At 41.2% G+C, this 17,623-nt stretch carries 16 protein-coding genes and 1 tRNA gene; 9 read left to right on the top strand and 8 right to left on the bottom strand.

What is annotated here, in order from left to right:
* Window positions 1-6 precede the first annotated feature (6 nt).
* The 5 genes from fwdD to fdhF form a co-directional block, all read right to left on the bottom strand.
* Window positions 7-402 carry a tungsten-dependent formylmethanofuran dehydrogenase subunit FwdD gene (fwdD, locus tag MTTB_RS07890; RefSeq protein ID WP_248564452.1) on the bottom strand — a complete coding sequence of 132 codons (396 nt, stop codon included), beginning with the start codon at window positions 400-402 and terminating at the stop codon, window positions 7-9.
* Window positions 399-647 carry a 4Fe-4S binding protein gene (locus MTTB_RS07885; RefSeq protein ID WP_248564451.1) on the bottom strand — a complete coding sequence of 83 codons (249 nt, stop codon included), beginning with the start codon at window positions 645-647 and terminating at the stop codon, window positions 399-401. The genes fwdD and MTTB_RS07885 overlap by 4 nt, the downstream gene beginning before the upstream one ends.
* 16 nt (window positions 648-663) lie before the next feature.
* A complete protein-coding gene (gene fwdF, locus MTTB_RS07880) occupies window positions 664-1,716 on the bottom strand; it encodes a tungsten-dependent formylmethanofuran dehydrogenase subunit FwdF (protein ID WP_248564450.1) in 1,053 nt (350 codons plus the stop codon).
* Window positions 1,716-2,171 carry a 4Fe-4S binding protein gene (locus MTTB_RS07875; RefSeq protein WP_248564449.1) on the bottom strand — a complete coding sequence of 152 codons (456 nt, stop codon included), beginning with the start codon at window positions 2,169-2,171 and terminating at the stop codon, window positions 1,716-1,718. Before MTTB_RS07875 ends, fwdF begins: the two co-directional genes overlap by 1 nt.
* Before the next feature lie 107 nt (window positions 2,172-2,278).
* Window positions 2,279-4,933, bottom strand: coding sequence for a formate dehydrogenase subunit alpha (gene fdhF / locus MTTB_RS07870; RefSeq protein WP_248564448.1), 2,655 nt, complete (start codon window positions 4,931-4,933; stop codon window positions 2,279-2,281).
* Window positions 4,934-5,010: 77 nt separating this feature from the next.
* Here fdhF and mobB point away from each other — a divergent pair, with 77 nt between their 5' ends.
* On the top strand, window positions 5,011-5,691 hold the full coding sequence (gene mobB, locus MTTB_RS07865; protein ID WP_248564447.1) for a molybdopterin-guanine dinucleotide biosynthesis protein B: 681 nt from the start codon (window positions 5,011-5,013) through the stop codon (window positions 5,689-5,691).
* Window positions 5,692-5,696: 5 nt separating this feature from the next.
* Window positions 5,697-6,623 carry a GTP 3',8-cyclase MoaA gene (gene moaA, locus MTTB_RS07860; RefSeq protein WP_248564446.1) on the top strand — a complete coding sequence of 309 codons (927 nt, stop codon included), beginning with the start codon at window positions 5,697-5,699 and terminating at the stop codon, window positions 6,621-6,623.
* Between the two features lie 5 nt (window positions 6,624-6,628).
* Here the strand turns inward: moaA and MTTB_RS07855 are convergent, their stop codons facing one another.
* Window positions 6,629-8,386, bottom strand: a complete 1,758-nt coding sequence (locus MTTB_RS07855) for a pseudomurein-binding repeat-containing protein (RefSeq protein WP_248564445.1) — start codon at window positions 8,384-8,386, stop codon at window positions 6,629-6,631.
* A 266-nt stretch (window positions 8,387-8,652) separates the two neighbouring features.
* Between MTTB_RS07855 and MTTB_RS07850 the strand changes: the two genes are divergently transcribed.
* Together MTTB_RS07850 and ftsA are read left to right on the top strand one after the other, a co-directional pair.
* A tRNA-Arg gene (locus tag MTTB_RS07850) sits at window positions 8,653-8,724 on the top strand.
* A 27-nt stretch (window positions 8,725-8,751) separates the two neighbouring features.
* Entirely contained in the window at window positions 8,752-9,999 is a 1,248-nt protein-coding gene (gene ftsA / locus MTTB_RS07845) for a coenzyme F390 synthetase (protein ID WP_248564444.1), read from the top strand.
* Between the two features lie 121 nt (window positions 10,000-10,120).
* On the opposite strand, the gene MTTB_RS07840 is transcribed toward ftsA, so the two are convergent.
* Both MTTB_RS07840 and MTTB_RS07835 read right to left on the bottom strand, forming a co-directional pair.
* Window positions 10,121-10,288, bottom strand: coding sequence for a hypothetical protein (locus tag MTTB_RS07840; protein WP_248564443.1), 168 nt, complete (start codon window positions 10,286-10,288; stop codon window positions 10,121-10,123).
* A 35-nt stretch (window positions 10,289-10,323) separates the two neighbouring features.
* Window positions 10,324-11,439, bottom strand: a complete 1,116-nt coding sequence (locus tag MTTB_RS07835) for a pseudomurein-binding repeat-containing protein (RefSeq protein ID WP_248564442.1) — start codon at window positions 11,437-11,439, stop codon at window positions 10,324-10,326.
* A 322-nt stretch (window positions 11,440-11,761) separates the two neighbouring features.
* On the opposite strand from MTTB_RS07835, the gene MTTB_RS07830 reads away from it, so the two are divergent.
* The 5 genes from MTTB_RS07830 (at window position 11,762) to MTTB_RS07810 (ending at window position 17,611) form a co-directional block, all read left to right on the top strand.
* Entirely contained in the window at window positions 11,762-12,109 is a 348-nt protein-coding gene (locus tag MTTB_RS07830; protein ID WP_248564441.1) for a hypothetical protein, read from the top strand.
* Window positions 12,110-12,284: 175 nt separating this feature from the next.
* Window positions 12,285-13,526, top strand: coding sequence for a tRNA pseudouridine(13) synthase TruD (gene truD, locus MTTB_RS07825; RefSeq protein ID WP_248564440.1), 1,242 nt, complete (start codon window positions 12,285-12,287; stop codon window positions 13,524-13,526).
* An 8-nt stretch (window positions 13,527-13,534) separates the two neighbouring features.
* Entirely contained in the window at window positions 13,535-13,936 is a 402-nt protein-coding gene (locus MTTB_RS07820; protein ID WP_248564439.1) for a DUF126 domain-containing protein, read from the top strand.
* 79 nt (window positions 13,937-14,015) lie between these two features.
* Window positions 14,016-15,236, top strand: a complete 1,221-nt coding sequence (locus MTTB_RS07815) for a metal-dependent hydrolase family protein (RefSeq protein ID WP_248564438.1) — start codon at window positions 14,016-14,018, stop codon at window positions 15,234-15,236.
* A complete protein-coding gene (locus tag MTTB_RS07810; protein ID WP_248564437.1) occupies window positions 15,233-17,611 on the top strand; it encodes a heavy metal translocating P-type ATPase in 2,379 nt (792 codons plus the stop codon). The genes MTTB_RS07815 and MTTB_RS07810 overlap by 4 nt, the downstream gene beginning before the upstream one ends.
* The last annotated feature ends 12 nt before the right edge of the window (window positions 17,612-17,623 follow it).

The raw sequence follows: 17,623 nt of genomic DNA, 5'->3' as shown, positions 1-17,623 counted from the left end.
CCTCCCTTAAATTTGACCGAGTTTGCCATAAACTTTTTTCATTAGTGTTGGCATGTCAAGTACTTCTTCATCTGCTGGTATGACTTCTACGGGGATGTTTTTGAAGCTTGGGGTTGCTGTTGTGTCTGTGTTAGGTCTTACAACGCGGTTGGCCCAGGGGCCCATTGGGATATATATCATGTCCTCTGGTAGGGCCTCTTTTGTCTCGGCGACTTTAACAACAACGTCTCCGTATTCTGATATGACTTTTACGTTGTCCCCTTCTCTTACTCCTAGTTCTCTCATCATCTCGGGGTTCATGTAGACTATTGCAGCAGCATCCACGTATAATTTAAGGTCTTTCCCGGCTTCTATGGCTTGTCCTTGCCATATGGTTCTACCAGTATTTAGTATTGCTCTCATTCTGATTCCTCCAGTCTTATCGCATCTACGGGACAACTTTCAACACATGTTCCACATTTTCCGCAGAGATCTGAATTTTTTATGTTGATGACACCATCTTCAACTATCATTATAACTTCTACGTCTTCTGTGGGTCCTTTACCTCCTGCAATTTCGGGGCTTCTTAGGGCATTGACTGGACATGCTACGACACAGTTTCCACACCCGTGACAGAGGTCTGGGTATGCTTTTAGTTCTATCGCCATTTTGGTTAAACCCCCATTATTTTGTTAAGGATTCGAAGGCGTTTTGCCATGCTTTTGATCTGGTTGGTGTATAGTTGATGTTTGTCCTTTTGACTGTTATTGCATCTACGGGACAGGATTTTTCACAAGCGCCACAGTAGATGCAGAATTTTTCGTCTTTATGAAGTTTTTCGGGTTTTTCTCCTGGTTTTTCTGGTTTGGGGAATGAGAGGACGTTGCATGGGCATACCATGACGCATGTTTCGCATCCTTGACATTTTTCTTCGTCGAGTATTAGTTCGCCTTCGAATGGTTTCGTGACCGTGGCAGCGTCTACTGGGCAGATTTCTTGGCACCATCCACAGTTGACACATAATTCAGGGTCTATGTAAGATGTTCCTGTTATTTCTGGTTCTTCTATTTCGTATTCTCCGTATGGGCAGATTCTGCATACTTGCATTATCGCGTCGACTGGGCATACTCTCTTGCAGATTCCGCAGTGGACGCATTTGTCTTCGTCTACGTTGATGTCGCTTGCTATGACTGGGTTTATTGATGTGGGTTCTTCGTGGTCTATTTGGATGGCGTCTGCTGGGCACATTTCTTCGCAGATTCCACAGTATATGCAGGTGTCTTTGTCTATTTCGATTTCTCCGGTGACTAGGTCTTTTCTTTCTGGGAGGTCTCTTGTTATGGTTATTGCGTCTTGTGGGCATGCTGTTTCACAGGCTTTGCAGTTTATGCATTCTTCTTCGTCTATTTCGGCTGATTTTAGTAGTTGTGGATATCCTGGGATTTCTTTTATGGATGTGCCGTCTATTTGGAGGTCTAGTGCCTGGAATGGGCATATTGAACTGCACATTCCACATAATACGCATTTTCCTTCGTCTATGGTTATTTTACTGGTTTCTTGTTCTGTTCTGATCATGGCACCGGTGGGGTTGACTTCGATGGCTTCTACTGGGCAGATTTCTTCACATAAGCCGCAGACTGCGCAGAGGCCGTTGTTGAAATACAACTTTCGCGTCTCTTCGCCGGCTCTTTCAACTGTAATGTTCCCCCCTTCTTCTATTACTTCTGTAGTTTCCATCAATCTTCTACCTCCTCAATTTCTATAGAATTTGTTGGACACATTTCAACACATATGAGGCAACCACAACACCATTCAGAGTCTATTTTTGCCTTTAGTTCATCCAGTTTTATGGCTTTCATAAGGCAACTGTCTATGCAAATACCGCATCCGATGCACGAATTTTTCACTGATGCTTTGAATTTTCTTTTTTGGCAGGCTTTGATTATTGTTCTTGTTTTATTTGTGTCTTGTAGGAGGGCGTAGGTTAGAAGTAGGAAGTCCCTTGGACATAGTTCTGTTATTACCTTTGCAACTTCTATTGATCTTATTGAAAGGTTTCTGCCATTTAAGTAGTGGGAAACTGTGGACCGGTTGATGCCTAGTCTGTTGGCTACCTCTTTTTGTGTGTGTCCCTGTTTTGTCAAGTTTACTGCTGCAAGGTACCGGAGTCCTGAAATTATATGTTTTGGCATCGGGTCACCGTGTGTGCTAATCACACTTTTATGCTTATTTTATTTAAAACATTTCTACCATGAAAAAATAGAAAATTATATATACTATTGTGTGGTGTGTACACACACTATTGTGGGATTAAATCAACACAAGAAACCTTCAAAGCAGGCATCCCAGAAAGCGGATCCCTCACAGAACTTGTAAGACGGTTAACAGGGGCAAAATGAAAACTCATAAAAGTAACACCCTCCATTAAAGCTTCATTGAATTTTACCCTTGTCTTGACGACGCCTCGCCTCGATTTAACCAAAACAAAATCGCCCTCACGGACCCCTAGCTTCTCTCCATCAATAGGATTCATCTCAAGGAACTTCCAGTCCTTAAATTCTCCAAGGCCCTTGATTTTACTTGTCATGGTCCTTGTATGATACTGATATAAACTTCTACCAGTAATGAGTATAAAAGGATAATCTTTATCAGGAGTTTCAAATAACCTGAATGAGGGTAAAATGAATTTCGCCCTACCATTTTCAACTGTGAAACCATCCTTATAAAGAAAATCGGTCCCAGGATCCTCTCTACTCTTACAGGGCCATTGGATTCCCCCATTTTCTAATCTATTATATGATATGCCCTTATATGCTGGTACAACTTCCCTTATCTCATCGAATATTTCCCGTGGATTTTCGAATTCGAAACCAGGGGCTCCCATTTTCTCAGCGATCTTGCATATGATCCACCAGTCGGGTTTAGCATCCTCTGGTGGTCTAACAGCGGACCTTATTAATTGGACTCTTCTTTCAGTATTTGTGAATGTGCCATCCTTTTCTGCGAATGAACAAGCCGGTAAAATAACATCTGCAAATTTTGAAGTTTCAGTGGGGAATATGTCCTGTACAATTAAAAATTCAATAGTTTCAAGGGCTTTTTTCACATTCTTTATATCTGGTTCGCTTAAAATTGGATTCTCACCCATGATATACAATGCTTTTATTTTACCCTTGCATGCATTTTCAAAAATTTCAAGCAATATCACCCCTTTTTCCCTGGGGAGTTTACATTGCCATTTTTTTTCGAATTTTTCCCTCGCATCATCAATTGATTGGTAACCTGGGTACAGATCTGGCAGAGCACCCATATCGGAGGCTCCCTGGACGTTATTCTGCCCCCTTAATGGGTTGATACCAGTGTTGGCCCTGCCAAGGTTACCGGTTAAAAGTGCAAGATTGCTAAGTGCAAACACATTATCTGTTCCATTAACATGTTGGGTTATGCCCATGGCATAGATTATTGAAGCGGTAGGGGAAGATGCATAGAGTATAGCAGCCTCTCTGATATCATCACGGGGTATGCCCGTTACTGATTCTATTTCATCCCATTTAAGATCATAGAGATATTTTTTGAATGATTCAAAACCTTCAGTTTTTTCCTTTATGAACTTATAGTTTATGAGGTTCTCGTCTAGTATGGCTTTGCACATTCCCATGATTAGGGGAACGTCAGTACCTGGTTTATTCCTTAAATAGATGTCAGCGTGTCTTACAAGTTCTATCCTCGTGGGATTAACTACTATAAGTTTTGAACCGTTTTTAACAGCCTCTATAACCTTATATGCGATTACAGGATGGGTTTCTGTTGTGTTGGTTCCAATTGCTAGGATACAATTGCTGTGTTTAAGTTCGTTGATTGAATTGGTCATGGCTCCACTCCCGAGGCTTTCACTTAAAGCTACGAGGGAGGGGGCATGACAGAGTCTTGCGCAATGGTCTATATTATTGGATTTCATCACGGTCCTTGTAAATTTTTGCAGCAGATAATTTTCTTCATTAGTACACTTTGCAGAGGCTATAGCTGCGAATTCATCTCCAGTGTATTTTGAAAGTTTATCTGCTATGAACGAAATGGCCTCATCCCATTCAACCTCTTTGAACTCGCCATCTTCCCTTATGAGAGGTTTCCCCAATCTTTCAACATTCTTAACGAAGTTTAGGGCGAATCTGCCCTTAACACAAAGTCTTCCATTGTTAACCGGGTTTTCAGGGTCCCCACGTGCACTAACGATCCTATCACCCCTGATTCCAAGGTAAATTCCGCAACCCACACCACAATAGGGGCATACTGTTTTAACTTCCCTTGATGGCTTCTCTGATTTTTTTACAAGGGCCCCTACTGGGCAGGTTTCAACGCATTCGCCACAAGATACACAAATAGAGTCCATTAAGGGTTTGTCCATGAATGTACTAATCTTGGTTTTGGCGCCTCTAAATGTGAAATCTATTGCATTGACACCTATAGTATCACAGGATTGGACGCATAAACCGCAAAGTATGCATTTACCATTATCCTTTAGGAAGAATGGGTTGGAATCATCAATTGAATCGTCAATTTTAAATTCCCTCAGTTTTGCCAAATTCTCGTCATTAATGCCAAGATAAGAGGATACAGCCTCTAATTTACATTCTCCTGATTCAGGGCATTTGAGACAATCCCCGACATGTCCCTTTATCAACAAGGAGGCTGTAACCTTCCTGATCCGATCTAACCTATCAGAGTCGGATATTACATCCATACCATCCTCTGCTGGGGTTTCACATGCAGTTACAAGCCTGCCATCAGAAGTCTCAACTAGGCATAACCTACAAGCACCAAAAGCATCAAACCCCGGCCTGAAACAAAGATGAGGTATGTATATATTGTTTTCCAGGGCAGCGTCCAAAGTACTCTTACCCTCATCCACTCTAATCCTCTGACCATCCAGGATAATTTCTATTTTCTTCTTCATAGACGTCCTTAAAATTTTTTAGTTGATGGAGAAAAATTTATCTTTATCTAAAAATAAACCTTTGTCCTGGTGACCCTATGAGGATACTTAGCATAATAGGTACAAAAGACACTGGCAAAACAACACTCGTAACGAGGTTAATAAAAGGATTAACCAATAAAGGCTACAAGGTTGGGACAATAAAGCATACCCATGGAAGCTTCGACTTTCCAGGTAAAGACACGGAAAGACACCGGAAGGCAGGGGCAAAGATAGTCACAGGAGCGGGAAAAGAGACATTTTTCCTCACGCCCAAAGAAAAGGACATTAAATGGATAATATCAACCATCCCATTTATAGAGGAAATAGATTTCCTAATCATTGAAGGATTCAAAAAAATGGAATTTGCTAACATATCCACGTCTATAGAAAATGAATTCACCATAAAAAAAGTAGACCCATTCTCCCTCAAAGATGAAGAATTCAACAGGATACTACAATTAATAGAAAAAAGAACCTACGGTCTCCTATTAGGCCTAAATTGTGGAAAGTGCGGTTTCGAATCTTGCAAGGAATTTGCAAGGGCGAAAATTAGGGGAGATGCAGATGATATTAACTGTAAAAGCCAATTCAAAAAGGCAATGTTACGCATAAATGGCAATCCAACACCCCTCAACCCCTTTGTCCAAAAAATCATGTCAAAAACCATTACCGGGATGGTTGAATCTCTTCAAAGAGAAGAAACCGAAATCGACAAAATAGAAATCATAATAAAATGATGAAAATGAAGATCTACGACGACTATAACAGGCCGGTAACATCATTAAGAATATCAATAACTACAAAATGCAACTTAAATTGTTTCTATTGCCATAAGGATGGTATAATCCCCAGTTCCCAGGAAATGACAGCAGATGAAATAGAGAAAATATGTAAAGTCGCATCCCAACTGGGTATAACCAAAATAAGATTATCAGGCGGCGAACCATTACTCAGAGATGATATAATCACGATAATAGAGAAAATCAACGCCATAGGATTCAAAGACATATCACTCACGACCAACGGCACCCTACTCGAAGAATATAGTTCTAGCCTCAAAGAAGCCGGCCTCGACAGAGTCAACGTGAGCCTTGACACTCTCAACTCCAACACATATAAGTTCATAACAGGTAAAAACCACCTAGAGAAGGTTAAAGATGGTATAAGAGCCGCTGTTAAAACAGGCTTGTACCCGATCAAGGTCAACATGGTGATGATGAAGAACATAAATTCACATGAAATCTGGGAAATGTTTAAATTCTGCCACCAACAGGGAGCCATACTCCAACTCATCGAACTTCTAACCACAGAACAATGCCCAGATAACGGTTTTGAAAAATACTATTATAACCTCGCCGAAATCGAAGAAAAACTCTCCAAGATAGCTGATAAAGTGAAAACTAGGAAATTCATGCAAGACAGAAAAAAGTATTATATCGGGGATGGGGAAATCGAAATAGTAAGGCCAATGGACAATACACGATTCTGTGAAAATTGTACAAGGATGAGAATAACCCCAGACGGCAAATTAAAACCATGCCTTTTGAGAAATGATAATCTTATTGACATGAAAAACGCACTTCATGAAGATGACCTAGAAAAACTCCGCAGATTATTCATTAAAGCAATAAAAAACAGATACCCATATTATCAAAAAATAAAAAAATAAAAGGCCTAACCTGGTAGATAATATGGATTCCCATCCCAGAAAGCATTATCGATGAGACCATACCTGAAAAGCACGTAACCTGTTGCTCCACCATTAAACGCCGCCATTATATCAGATTCAAGCTCCTTTGCGGGGATTCGTGTTGGATCCTCGTCGGATCTGTAAGTTTGTAAACCAGTCCACACTTCCTTGCCGTTGCACCTGTCCTTTATATACGATGTTACACTGGTTATCCAAGTTGTATTGGCACGGTAGTTGCCTTTGTATGCCATTGGAACCAGCACATTGAGATATTGTGCAAGTTTGGCATAATCTTGACCATATAAGTATGCGTTCGCCTCCTTTTCTGGCATTAAAGCCGCCGATACTAAAAGTGTTGGATTAGCACTTTTCACAGTCTCATATATTCTCTGGACGACCCCTGTTATAATATCCGTCGCATTTGGATAGTTATAAGCGGTCTCTGGGTAGCGGATGTAATCAAGGTGGATACCACCAACACCAGGAAAACTTAGAAACTCCTGGATCCTGTTTATCAGACTTTCAATGTAGGATTCATTTGTGGGATCAACCCATGTACCATTTTCTCGCAGACAGATTACCCATGCACTTACACGGATACCAGCATTTGAAGCGCCGTTAAGGAAGTTCAAAAGTGCCGTTCTATATTCTGTCTTGGTGAAAGCTTGCTGCTCCAAGAATATGTCTGTTATACCCTTATTCTTAAGGGCGGTGAAATTAACCTTCTCCATAATAGAAGCATGGACCCATATCGCACCATGTGCTATTGGACCTTGATTTATATTCACTATTGTCACGGAGTTTGGTAGTCTCTGGTTTTCGTTGTAGAAGTTTATTATCCTTGCGTAGGCGTAAATTAGGCTCTGGTAGTTTACTCGGCCGATTGTTGTGGTGGCGTAGTTTGGTGAGCGTTGGTATGTTTCCATGTATTTTTTGATGTTTTGTGCTGTTTGTAGGTATGTTGTTTTTGTGAGTGTTCCGGTTGCTGTGGTCTTTAATGGATCTGTTGGTGGTTTATAATTATTGATAGGTATGCTTGTTTTTTGGTTGGTGTTTAGGTTTATTGTTGTGGTTGTTGCTGCGTAGAGGTAGTCGTCTAGTGTTATGTTTTTGTTGTTTACTGTGACCTGAGATGGTATTTTACCATTTTGATTTACATAACTTGCTATTACCTTGGAAATAGTGGATATTTCATTGTATGATAACTGGGGTGTTGGTGTGTTTGGTATGGTGGTGATTTTCACATTTTTTATTGTCACGGAGTTTGGTAGTCTCTGGTTTTCGTTGTAGAAGTTTATTATCCTTGCGTAGGCGTAAATTAGGCTCTGGTAGTTTACTCGGCCGATTGTTGTGGTGGCGTAGTTTGGTGAGCGTTGGTATGTTTCCATGTATTTTTTGATGTTTTGTGCTGTTTGTAGGTATGTTGTTTTTGTGAGTGTTCCGGTTGCTGTGGTCTTTAATGGATCTGTTGGTGGTTTATAATTATTGATAGGTATGCTTGTTTTTTGGTTGGTGTTTAGGTTTATTGTTGTGGTTGTTGCTGCGTAGAGGTAGTCGTCTAGTGTTATGTTTTTGTTGTTTACTGTGACCTGAGATGGTATTGTGCCTGTTTTTGATGCTTGATCAGCTATTATCTTCGAGGCGTCGGATATTTCATTGTATGTTAACTGAGCCGCCGAGGCGCTGCCAGTTAATACTAGGATTAATGCCAGGAAAACACCAAGATATAATGCTTTTTTCATGGTAACACCATAATCCCCCTATAAAACAAAACAAGTATATAAAGGTTACTCTTATTGTTGGGGGTGAATTATCAGATAAAATTAGAAGTCCTTTGATTTCTGGTAAAACCTTTTTCTGAAGTTTCAGCAACACTATGGAGGTTCTGGAAAAAGTACAATGTTAATAATTTATAAGCAAAAATATTCATGTGCAATGCTTTGGGCTTTATCCTTTTTCTGCGGGGAAAAGAATATTAATAATATATGTTATATTTATCTTTGGCAGAGCCCTGATAGTGTAGCGGATATCACGTAGGACTGCGGATCCTATCACCCGGGTTCAAATCCCGGTCAGGGCATCCAAACTTCATAATTGTGTGATTTTTATGATATCCTATTTTAACCCTGAAATTGAGACAATGGATCGTGATGATATTGATGCAATAGTAGAAGAGCGCATCCAATACACTATCAAATATGCGTATGAGAACGTCCCATTTTATAGTAGATGGTTCAGAGAACATAAAATAAAACCTTCTGATATAAGGTCGCATGAAGATCTTAGGGAATTACCAATCATAAATGGGGGAACCGTAAGGGAGAATCAACCTCCGGAAACTGAAAGGTTCGAGTTCAAGGCCACTTCGTGGGAGAATATTTTCACCATACATGAAACAAGCGGTACAAGTGGACGTCCGAAATCCTTCTTTTTAACATGGGGGGACTGGCAACGTTATGCTGAGAAGTATGCGAGGGCCTTTGTATCCCAGGGCTTCGATGCAGGGGATAGGGTTGTTATCTGCGCATCTTATGGGATGAATATTGGCGCCAATACAATGACCCTTGCAGCGCATAAGATTGGCATGACAATAATCCCAGAGGGTAAATGCACATTCCCAGTGCGCATAATAGAAAATTATAAGCCAACCAGTATAGTTGCCAGCATATTCAAACTTTTAAGGCTTGCCAGGAGGATGGAAGATCATGGTATCGACCCCAAGGAGCCCAGTATAGAGCGTCTAGTTGGCGGTGAAAGCTTCGCACCAGAAGCAAGGGAATACATAGAAGAGATTTGGGACGTGGAAGTCTTTAACACTTATGGTAGTACTGAGGGGACAATGTGCGGAGAATGCATAGAAAGGGATGGGTTGCATGTCCCAGAGGATCTTGTCCACCTTGATGTCTATGATCCTCATCTTAAAGATTTTGTCGATGATGGTGAATGTGGCAGGATAGTCCTCACAACACTTCTGCCAGTGGGTGAGAAGACAGGGATCCTACTTTTAAATTATGATACTGAGGATACCACAGTTGTAATATCAAGGGATAAATGCAAGTGTGGGAGGACTCATATGCGTATAATGAGCCCAGAGAGGGAATCCGAGACAGTATGGGTGGCTGGCCACCCTTTCAATAAAGTTGATGTTGAAGCGGCAGTATTCCAGAGGGAAAACATGGAATATTTAACCGGAGAATATGAGGCATTCCTATATGGTAATGAGGACGAAGGACCCGTTACAATGCAAGTATCACTCGAATGCAGAAAAGTAGAAGAATTTGATAGAGAACTTATAAAAGAAAATTTTCTCAGAAAATTTTTCAAAGAAAAAAAAGAACTTTACCACACGTACTAGATGGTACATTCGAGATACTATTTAATTTTAAGAGACCCGGAGAATTAGAATTTTACAAGATAAGGGGAAGACCCAAGAGGATAGTTGACAGAAGATAAGTGGGAAGATTATGAGAGAATCTCTAGTCCCGTGTCCAGGTGTAGGAGATTTGGGGGGAGAATAGTGAACTTGGGAGGGTTAGGCTTATATTCCATGAACCTTCCACGATCAATGGGACCCTCACATTCGCCCGGGACACGCGGGTTGGGCTTATATTCCATGAACCTTCCCCGGCCAGGATTGTGAACATGATAAGCTATAACCCCCTATGAGGAATATCCGCTTTTAAAAGAGTAGGTTGTCTATTATTGAAACAATTTGTGTGGCATGTTGTAATATTTGGGCGTATGGATCATATGCGTATGTTTCATATATTATTGATGGTATGCCTGCCTTTATTAAGGGTATGGTAACGTATGTGGCGCTGGTTGATGTTGGTGGATTGTAGATCGTTAACCAGCTTGCTTTATCTTTTATCATGTTAGCTATCCTTTTGGCTTCTGTGGAATTATAGGGGACGAATAAGAACCTCTTCGCTGGGTAGGTGCCTCTATTGGAATGAGCATCAATTACTAGTCTTGGTAGCATTCTTTTAACCTCGGGGACTACATACTGGTTAGCCAATAATTCGCCATTGATCCTACCCTTCTCGTAATCAGACGCATCCTTTGTGACATTCACCCTGTAAATGTAGTAACATTTATTAAGAGATCCATTCAAGGCTCTTATAGCTTCGATGATAGCATTATGGGATTGTGACTCTAGGGGATGCACGCCTACTATGAAAACCACCTTATCGGGGGAAGTGGAATTCCCATATGGGCCTTCACGCACAACTAAACCATAGGTTGTCCTGCCAATGACCACACTATTATTTGTTGTATTTTCTGGACTTGTGCCTGAACTTGTGAGTCTCCTAACTGTTATAGAAGTTGGCAGTCTCTGGTTTTCATTGTAGAAGTTTATTATCCTTGCGTAGGCGTAAATTAGGCTCTGATAATTTACCTTTCCAATTGTTGTGGTGGCGTAGTTTGGTGAGCGTTGGTATGTTTCCATGTATTTTTTGATGTTCTGGGCCACTTGCAAGTATTCTGTTCTTGTGAGCGTCCCAGTGGCAGTACTGTTTAGGGAGCTTATCGGCGGTTTATAATTATTGGTTGTTACGCTAGTTTTCTGATTATTGTTTAGTTTTATTGTTGTGGTTGTTGCTGCATAAAGATAATCGTCTAATGTTATGCTCTTATTATTTAGGACGATTCCGTTGGGTATTTTGCCATTAGATGAGCCATAATTTTCGATTAACTTGGAGGCTACGGAGATCTCATTATAGGAAAGATCAGCACCATGAACACTGCTCATGAGAATGAAAAACATAATTGTAGGTAATAAAAGCCTTTTCATTTTTTTATAACCCTCCATAGGATCACACCAATTATTTGAGAATATTCTATATAAATTTTTCCCATGCTTAACATTCATAAATCCTACTTCAACTAACCATGGCAGAAAATTAGTGGGAAACAAAAGATTATCTCTTTATTCACTAATTTAGGAAAACTTCCCTCTTTTCATTAACTGGGCCCTCAAAGGGGGCTTCCTAAAGATTTTTTTAAGTTTTTCCGGAAAAAAATTATGAAGTAGTCTTCCAAGCCGAAGCAGTTAAATATTTCCTAGATGTAATAAACATAAAAATAAAGGTTTTGGAAGGGGAAAGGGATCCCGTATGAATACAGAATATTTGATTATCGGCTTGGTAATTTTAGCTGGGCTGACTGTTGGGTATACATTCTTCCAAGAAGCCAGTCAAAACAATATAAAATTCAATGAAATCAGCATAGATACAAACAAATCCGTCCCAACCGACCAAGGGGGTAGTTCAGGTCATGGGACCAGCTCAGACCAAGGAAATAATCCAACTCATAGGACCAGCTCAGACCAAGGAAATAATCCAAGTCAAGGGAATATATGCCCCACCTGTGGCGGAAGTGGATACGTCAATGAACATGTTGATGAAAATGGGAGAATAGTAGTGGATATGTGCCCCACTTGTGGCGGTTCTGGCCATTTATGAAATGGCTTTTATTAAGCTGATAGTTATTCTTCTCGCCGTTTCTTTTGAATATTTAATCCAGAAGAAACCTTGAAATTTTAGGGTTATACCAGAGCATCCATTTATCATAATCCCCAAACTTTAAATCCTGGACTGTAGGATGCTAAATTCAAGAAAAAGGGGTGATGAAACCAAAATGTTAAACGTTGAAACTTATGTAACTAGTGGTGTGGGTACGGGTGGCAAGATCAGAGTAAAATATGAGGATTTTTATGTGGAGGAAATCCCACTCATCCAACCCAGTGGTCGAGGACCTAACACGTGGATTTGGATGGAAAAAAAGGGTAGAACAACCCTAGATGTTTTATTAGACATTGCAAGGGAATTAAGTTTGCCACGTTGGAGGATGGGCTTCGCCGGGATGAAGGATAAGATGGCTGTCACAAGACAAGGGATATGCATAAGTAACATAGACCCAGAAGAGGTCAAGGGATTAGATGAAAGATTACATAATGTTAAATTCCTTAAAATAACCCGACACGAAAAAAAGCTGAGGATGGGCCAATTAGTAGGTAACCGATTCCGTATAAGGATAAGAGGCGTGAAACCCTCTGCTAAAGAGGAAGCAGAGAGCACGCTCCAGGAATTATCAAAAATTGGAGTGCCAAATTATTATGGTTGGCAACGCTTCGGCACTCCAAGGGCCAACACACATCTTGTAGGCAAGGCCATAATCTTCGGAGACCTTAAAGGTGCTGTGGACTTATATATTGGCAGCCCCTATGAAGACGAACCAGAAGATATAAAAGAGGCGAGAAGGGCATATGATAGGGGAGAACTGGAAGAAGCCTATGAGCTGATGCCGCCGAGTATGAGATACGAGCGGATGATGCTCAGGAGGCTTATAAGAGAAAAGAAAAGAGGGGACCTTACTGGGGAATCCTATGCCCGTGCAATACAAACATTACCAAAGCCCTTGAAGAGAATGTTTGTCCACGCATACCAATCATATCTATTTAACAAGGTTGTCAGTGAACGCGCAAAATTTGGTATCAATAAATATATACCGGGGGATATAATAGTTGACAACCAACAACACATCATACATAACCAGGAACCTAGAAAATTGGATGAGATGATAAAAAGGTTTGAAGCCCATCCAACAGCACCATTATATGGTAGTAAGGTCCCCCTTGCCACGGGCAAAATAGGTGAAATCGAAAGAAGGATCCTCGATGAGGAAGGGTTGACATTAGACCTTTTTAAGTGCGATAAAATGCCCCACTTGGGCAGTCATGGTATGCGCAGACCCATAAGATTCAAAATATGGGATGCTAAAGTCGAAACCGCCGATGATGGTTTAATTGTGGAATTTTCAATACCGAAGGGATCATATGGGACATCAGTACTCCGAGAGATCATGAAAAAAGAAATATAGGGTTTGAAATGGATATAAAGTGTAGGGTTTTATCAGAGGGTATAGGCCGTGGGAAGGCCCTTGTATCCACCGAACCTTTAAGTTTTCTTGGTGGTGTGGACCCTAAAACGGGGACTATAATAGACCCCAGACACCCTTTGCATGGCGAAAACCTTAAGGATAGGATCCTCATAATACCTGGAGGCAAAGGATCTACTGTAGGTTCATATGTGATCTTCCAATTAGCAAAGAATAAGAAAGCACCAGCGGCGATCATATGCAAACAGGCGGAGCCTATAATAGCCACTGGGGTTATAATGGCGGGCATACCCCTAGTAGATCAGCCAGAAGAGGATGTTATGAAGATTATAAGGGATTCTATGGAAGTTGAAGTCGACGGATACTCTGGTATTATCAGAACCACCCCATAGAGTGATTCACTGAATATCATCCGGTCCCCCAAGACGTATATTTCATATACATGATAACATACTAGTATTGGGTGTTCTTATGAGCGAACTAGTAATTAACGGTGAAATAATAGACTTGGAAGTGTGTGATCATTTTAGGGGTTCTATAGTAGTAAAGGGGAACACAATTGAATCCGTTTCAACTCAACGGGGGACTGGAGCCCGTGTAATTGATGCGAGTGATTATTTCATCCTCCCGGGGTTTATAGATGCCCATGTACATATCATGGAGGAAGGTTTTAAATTAGAGGATAGGATAGAAACTCCATTCTCATTCTATTTTTATAATGCCATCGACCATATGCGCACAACCCTCAACACAGGAGTCACCACAATAAGGGATGCTGGGATGGCCGACTTTGGGGTTAAACTCGCATCCCAGAAGGGTATAATCCCAGCGCCTAGAATGCAGATAAGCGTAACCCCCCTTTCGATAACAGGGGGCCATTTCGATTTCCACATGAAATCGGGTTTAAATATTGAACTTAGATATCCTGGATTGCCAAGTGGCATATGTGATGGCGCATCAGAGGTGAGAAAAAAGACTAGAGAGGTTTTAAGGGCTGGGGCGGATGTTATAAAGATCATGGCCACTGGTGGGGTGATGAGTGCCAATGATAAGCCTGATGACACCCAATTCACCAAGAAAGAGTTGAAGATTATCGTGGAGGAGGCTCGTTTCAGGGGTAAAAGGACCATGGCCCATGCTCATGGACTTGAAGGTATAAAAAATTGTATAGAGGCTGGTATAAATTCGATAGAACATGGAACTTACATTAACAAGAAGACAGCGGCTGAAATGCGAGAAAAGGGAGTTTGTCTAGTGCCAACGCTCCTTGTGACGGCGGAACTTGCCAGGAAAGCCAAGAAGGGCGAACTTCCAAGTTACACCAGGAAGGATGCTATAGAAGTTGCTAAAGTTCATAGGGAAAATATAGAGGCCGCCTACGAGGAAGGTGTTCAATTAGTAATGGGTACTGATTCAGGGGTTATAGAACATGGCCAAAACCTCAAGGAATTTTCATACTTATCCGATATTGGGATGGGGCCTCGTGAGATCCTAGAATCTGCCACTTTAAAGGCGGTGGAGTGTATTGGATGGGATGATATGATAGGGAGTCTCGATAAGGGTAAACTTGCAGATATTATTGTTGTAAAAGAGAACCCCCTTGAGGATATAAAGAGCCTTGCAGACCCTGACAACATACTCCTCGTAGTAAAGGATGGTATGATATTCAAAAATCTTTTAGGTGTATTATGAGGGTTAATATTAGGATCGGTGGGATGAGCTGCGCAGGATGCGCTCTGAGAATAGAAGAAGCACTTAGACAAATCGGCGGCGTTAAAGAGGCTAATGTAAATTTTGCAACGGCAAAAGCCACTATAGAATACGATCCTGAGGAGATTGGGCTTAAAGACATAGAAAATGTGATAAAAGAGGCCGGATATCAGGTTTTAAATGATAAAATTCAGGTTAAAGTAGGTGGCATGACCTGTGCCATGTGCGCCAAGACAATAGAATCAGCATTAGGACAACTTGAAGGTATAATAGATGCTACAGTGAATTTAGGAGCTGAAACAGCATACATAGAATACAATAAGGACCTAATATCCATAGATGATATCAGAAAGGTCATAGAAGGGCTCGGATACCAATTCCTGGGCACTATGGGGGAAGTAGTTGATGAAAAGATTCTAGGGGATCTTAAATCTAAAAAGAAGAGGATAATAGTGGGTTTAGGGGTTTCGATTCCCCTTATGATCATAATGTACTCTAGGATAGAATTTCCCTTTATGAATTATATCTTCTTCCTAGTATCGATTTTACCATTCCTATATGTAAGTTATCCAATCTTTAATGCCGCGATACGTTCACTTAAAGCCAAAACGCTCAATATGGATGTCATGTATTCTATGGGTATTGGAGTCGCGTTCACTTCCAGTGTACTGAGCACATTCAACATCCTATCACAAGATTTTATGTTCTATGAAACTGCTTTAATGTTAGCAGCTTTCCTAACCCTTGGAAGATACCTTGAGGCGAGGGCTAAGGGTAAAACGTCAGAGGCCATCAAAAAATTGATGGAACTCCAACCAGACACAGCAACCATACTTAAGGATGATAAGGAAATGGAAGTGCCAGTAGAAACCCTAAAAAGAGGTGATATACTACTCGTAAAAACTGGGGATAGGATACCAGTAGATGGTATTATCATTGAAGGACAAGCACACATTGATGAGTCGATGGTAACAGGGGAACCAATCCCAGTATTCAAAGACAAGGGAAAGAGTGTAGTGGCAGGCACTATTAACACTGATGGGGTCATGAAGATCCGAACAACCCACACAGGAGAAGAAACGTTCCTTGCGAGGATCATAAGATTGGTGGAGGAAGCTCAAGGGTCTAAACCACCATTACAGAGGATAGCTGATAGGGCGGTCTCGTATTTCATACCTACGGTTCTAATAATAGCATTCACGGCTTTTATATTCTGGTACCTCAAAGGTATGGGATTACTCTTCTCTCTAACGATCCTTATATCTACTTTAGTAGTGGCATGTCCATGCGCCCTTGGGCTCGCAACACCAACAGCGGTCACTGTTGGTATAGGCAGGGGAGCTGAGCTTGGTATTCTCATCAAAAAAGGCGAAACGCTAGAAGTTTCTGAAAGGATAAGTACGGTGCTCTTTGACAAAACAGGGACGCTCACTGAAGGCGAACCATACATCACAGATGTAGTACCCCTCAAAGGCGATGAAAATGACGTAATAGGATTGGCTGCTAGCATCGAAGCCAATTCAAGACACCCCATAGCCAGGGCAATAGTTTCAAGGGCAGAAGACATACCCTCTATTAAAGTTCATGAACTTAAGTCAATCCCTGGAAAGGGCCTGATAGGATTCACCAACTCTCAGAGGATCCTGGTAGGTAATATAAGTTTGTTCAAGGACAATAGAATACCATTAGACCATATCAAGGATATGATATCAAAATTACAAGGAGAAGGTAAAACTATAGTATTAGTTGGAATGGATCAGGAGCCTGTGGGGATCATCGCGGTCTCGGATAAGATAAAAGAAAATTCCCCAAGGGCTATGAAGGCTTTGGGGGAAATGGGTTTAGAAACTGTTATGGTAACGGGAGATAATCCTATAACGGCAAAGATCGTGGCAGAGAAACTAGGGATAGGCAGAGTACTCTCACAGGTCCTACCGGAGGATAAGGTTAATATAGTCGCTAAGATGCGTGAAAAGGGTGGTGTGGCATTTGTTGGTGATGGTATAAATGATGCTCCGGCCCTTGCAGCGGCTGATGTTGGAATCGCGATTGGAAGCGGTACGGATATTGCAATGGAAGCAGCTGATATAGTACTGGTGAAGGATGATCCAGTTGATGTCCCCGCGGCCATGCAATTAGCCCGTAAGGTCGTTTCACGCGTTAAATGGAACATATTCTGGGCTTTTGCATATAATATGGTTCTCATACCTGTAGCGGCTGGCCTATTTTATCCAATATTCAGGTTAACATTCAGACCAGAATTAGCAGGTCTTGCCATGGCATTAAGTTCGGTTACGGTTGTATCATTATCATTACTTTTAAGATCCTACATTCCACCAGTAAAAAAAGGAAATTAGAGGTTGGGGATT

Source organism: Methanothermobacter tenebrarum (genome assembly GCF_023167465.1).
Lineage (GTDB): Archaea > Methanobacteriota > Methanobacteria > Methanobacteriales > DSM-23052 > Methanothermobacter_A > Methanothermobacter_A tenebrarum.
Note: the sequence above shows the minus strand (reverse complement) of the source record. Positions and strands in the feature narration are given on the sequence as shown.

Excerpts from the sequence above, each read along its gene's own strand:
- fwdD (WP_248564452.1), bottom strand. The coding sequence starts at position 402 with ATGAGAGCAATACTAAATACTGGTAGAACCATATGGCAAGGACAAGCC.
- MTTB_RS07885 (WP_248564451.1), bottom strand. The coding sequence starts at position 647 with ATGGCGATAGAACTAAAAGCATACCCAGACCTCTGTCACGGGTGTGGA.
- fwdF (WP_248564450.1), bottom strand. The coding sequence starts at position 1,716 with ATGGAAACTACAGAAGTAATAGAAGAAGGGGGGAACATTACAGTTGAA.
- MTTB_RS07875 (WP_248564449.1), bottom strand. The coding sequence starts at position 2,171 with ATGCCAAAACATATAATTTCAGGACTCCGGTACCTTGCAGCAGTAAAC.
- fdhF (WP_248564448.1), bottom strand. The coding sequence starts at position 4,933 with ATGAAGAAGAAAATAGAAATTATCCTGGATGGTCAGAGGATTAGAGTG.
- mobB (WP_248564447.1), top strand. The coding sequence starts at position 5,011 with ATGAGGATACTTAGCATAATAGGTACAAAAGACACTGGCAAAACAACA.
- moaA (WP_248564446.1), top strand. The coding sequence starts at position 5,697 with ATGAAGATCTACGACGACTATAACAGGCCGGTAACATCATTAAGAATA.
- MTTB_RS07855 (WP_248564445.1), bottom strand. The coding sequence starts at position 8,386 with ATGAAAAAAGCATTATATCTTGGTGTTTTCCTGGCATTAATCCTAGTA.
- ftsA (WP_248564444.1), top strand. The coding sequence starts at position 8,752 with ATGATATCCTATTTTAACCCTGAAATTGAGACAATGGATCGTGATGAT.
- MTTB_RS07840 (WP_248564443.1), bottom strand. The coding sequence starts at position 10,288 with ATGTTCACAATCCTGGCCGGGGAAGGTTCATGGAATATAAGCCCAACC.
- MTTB_RS07835 (WP_248564442.1), bottom strand. The coding sequence starts at position 11,439 with ATGAAAAGGCTTTTATTACCTACAATTATGTTTTTCATTCTCATGAGC.
- MTTB_RS07830 (WP_248564441.1), top strand. The coding sequence starts at position 11,762 with ATGAATACAGAATATTTGATTATCGGCTTGGTAATTTTAGCTGGGCTG.
- truD (WP_248564440.1), top strand. The coding sequence starts at position 12,285 with ATGTTAAACGTTGAAACTTATGTAACTAGTGGTGTGGGTACGGGTGGC.
- MTTB_RS07820 (WP_248564439.1), top strand. The coding sequence starts at position 13,535 with ATGGATATAAAGTGTAGGGTTTTATCAGAGGGTATAGGCCGTGGGAAG.
- MTTB_RS07815 (WP_248564438.1), top strand. The coding sequence starts at position 14,016 with ATGAGCGAACTAGTAATTAACGGTGAAATAATAGACTTGGAAGTGTGT.
- MTTB_RS07810 (WP_248564437.1), top strand. The coding sequence starts at position 15,233 with ATGAGGGTTAATATTAGGATCGGTGGGATGAGCTGCGCAGGATGCGCT.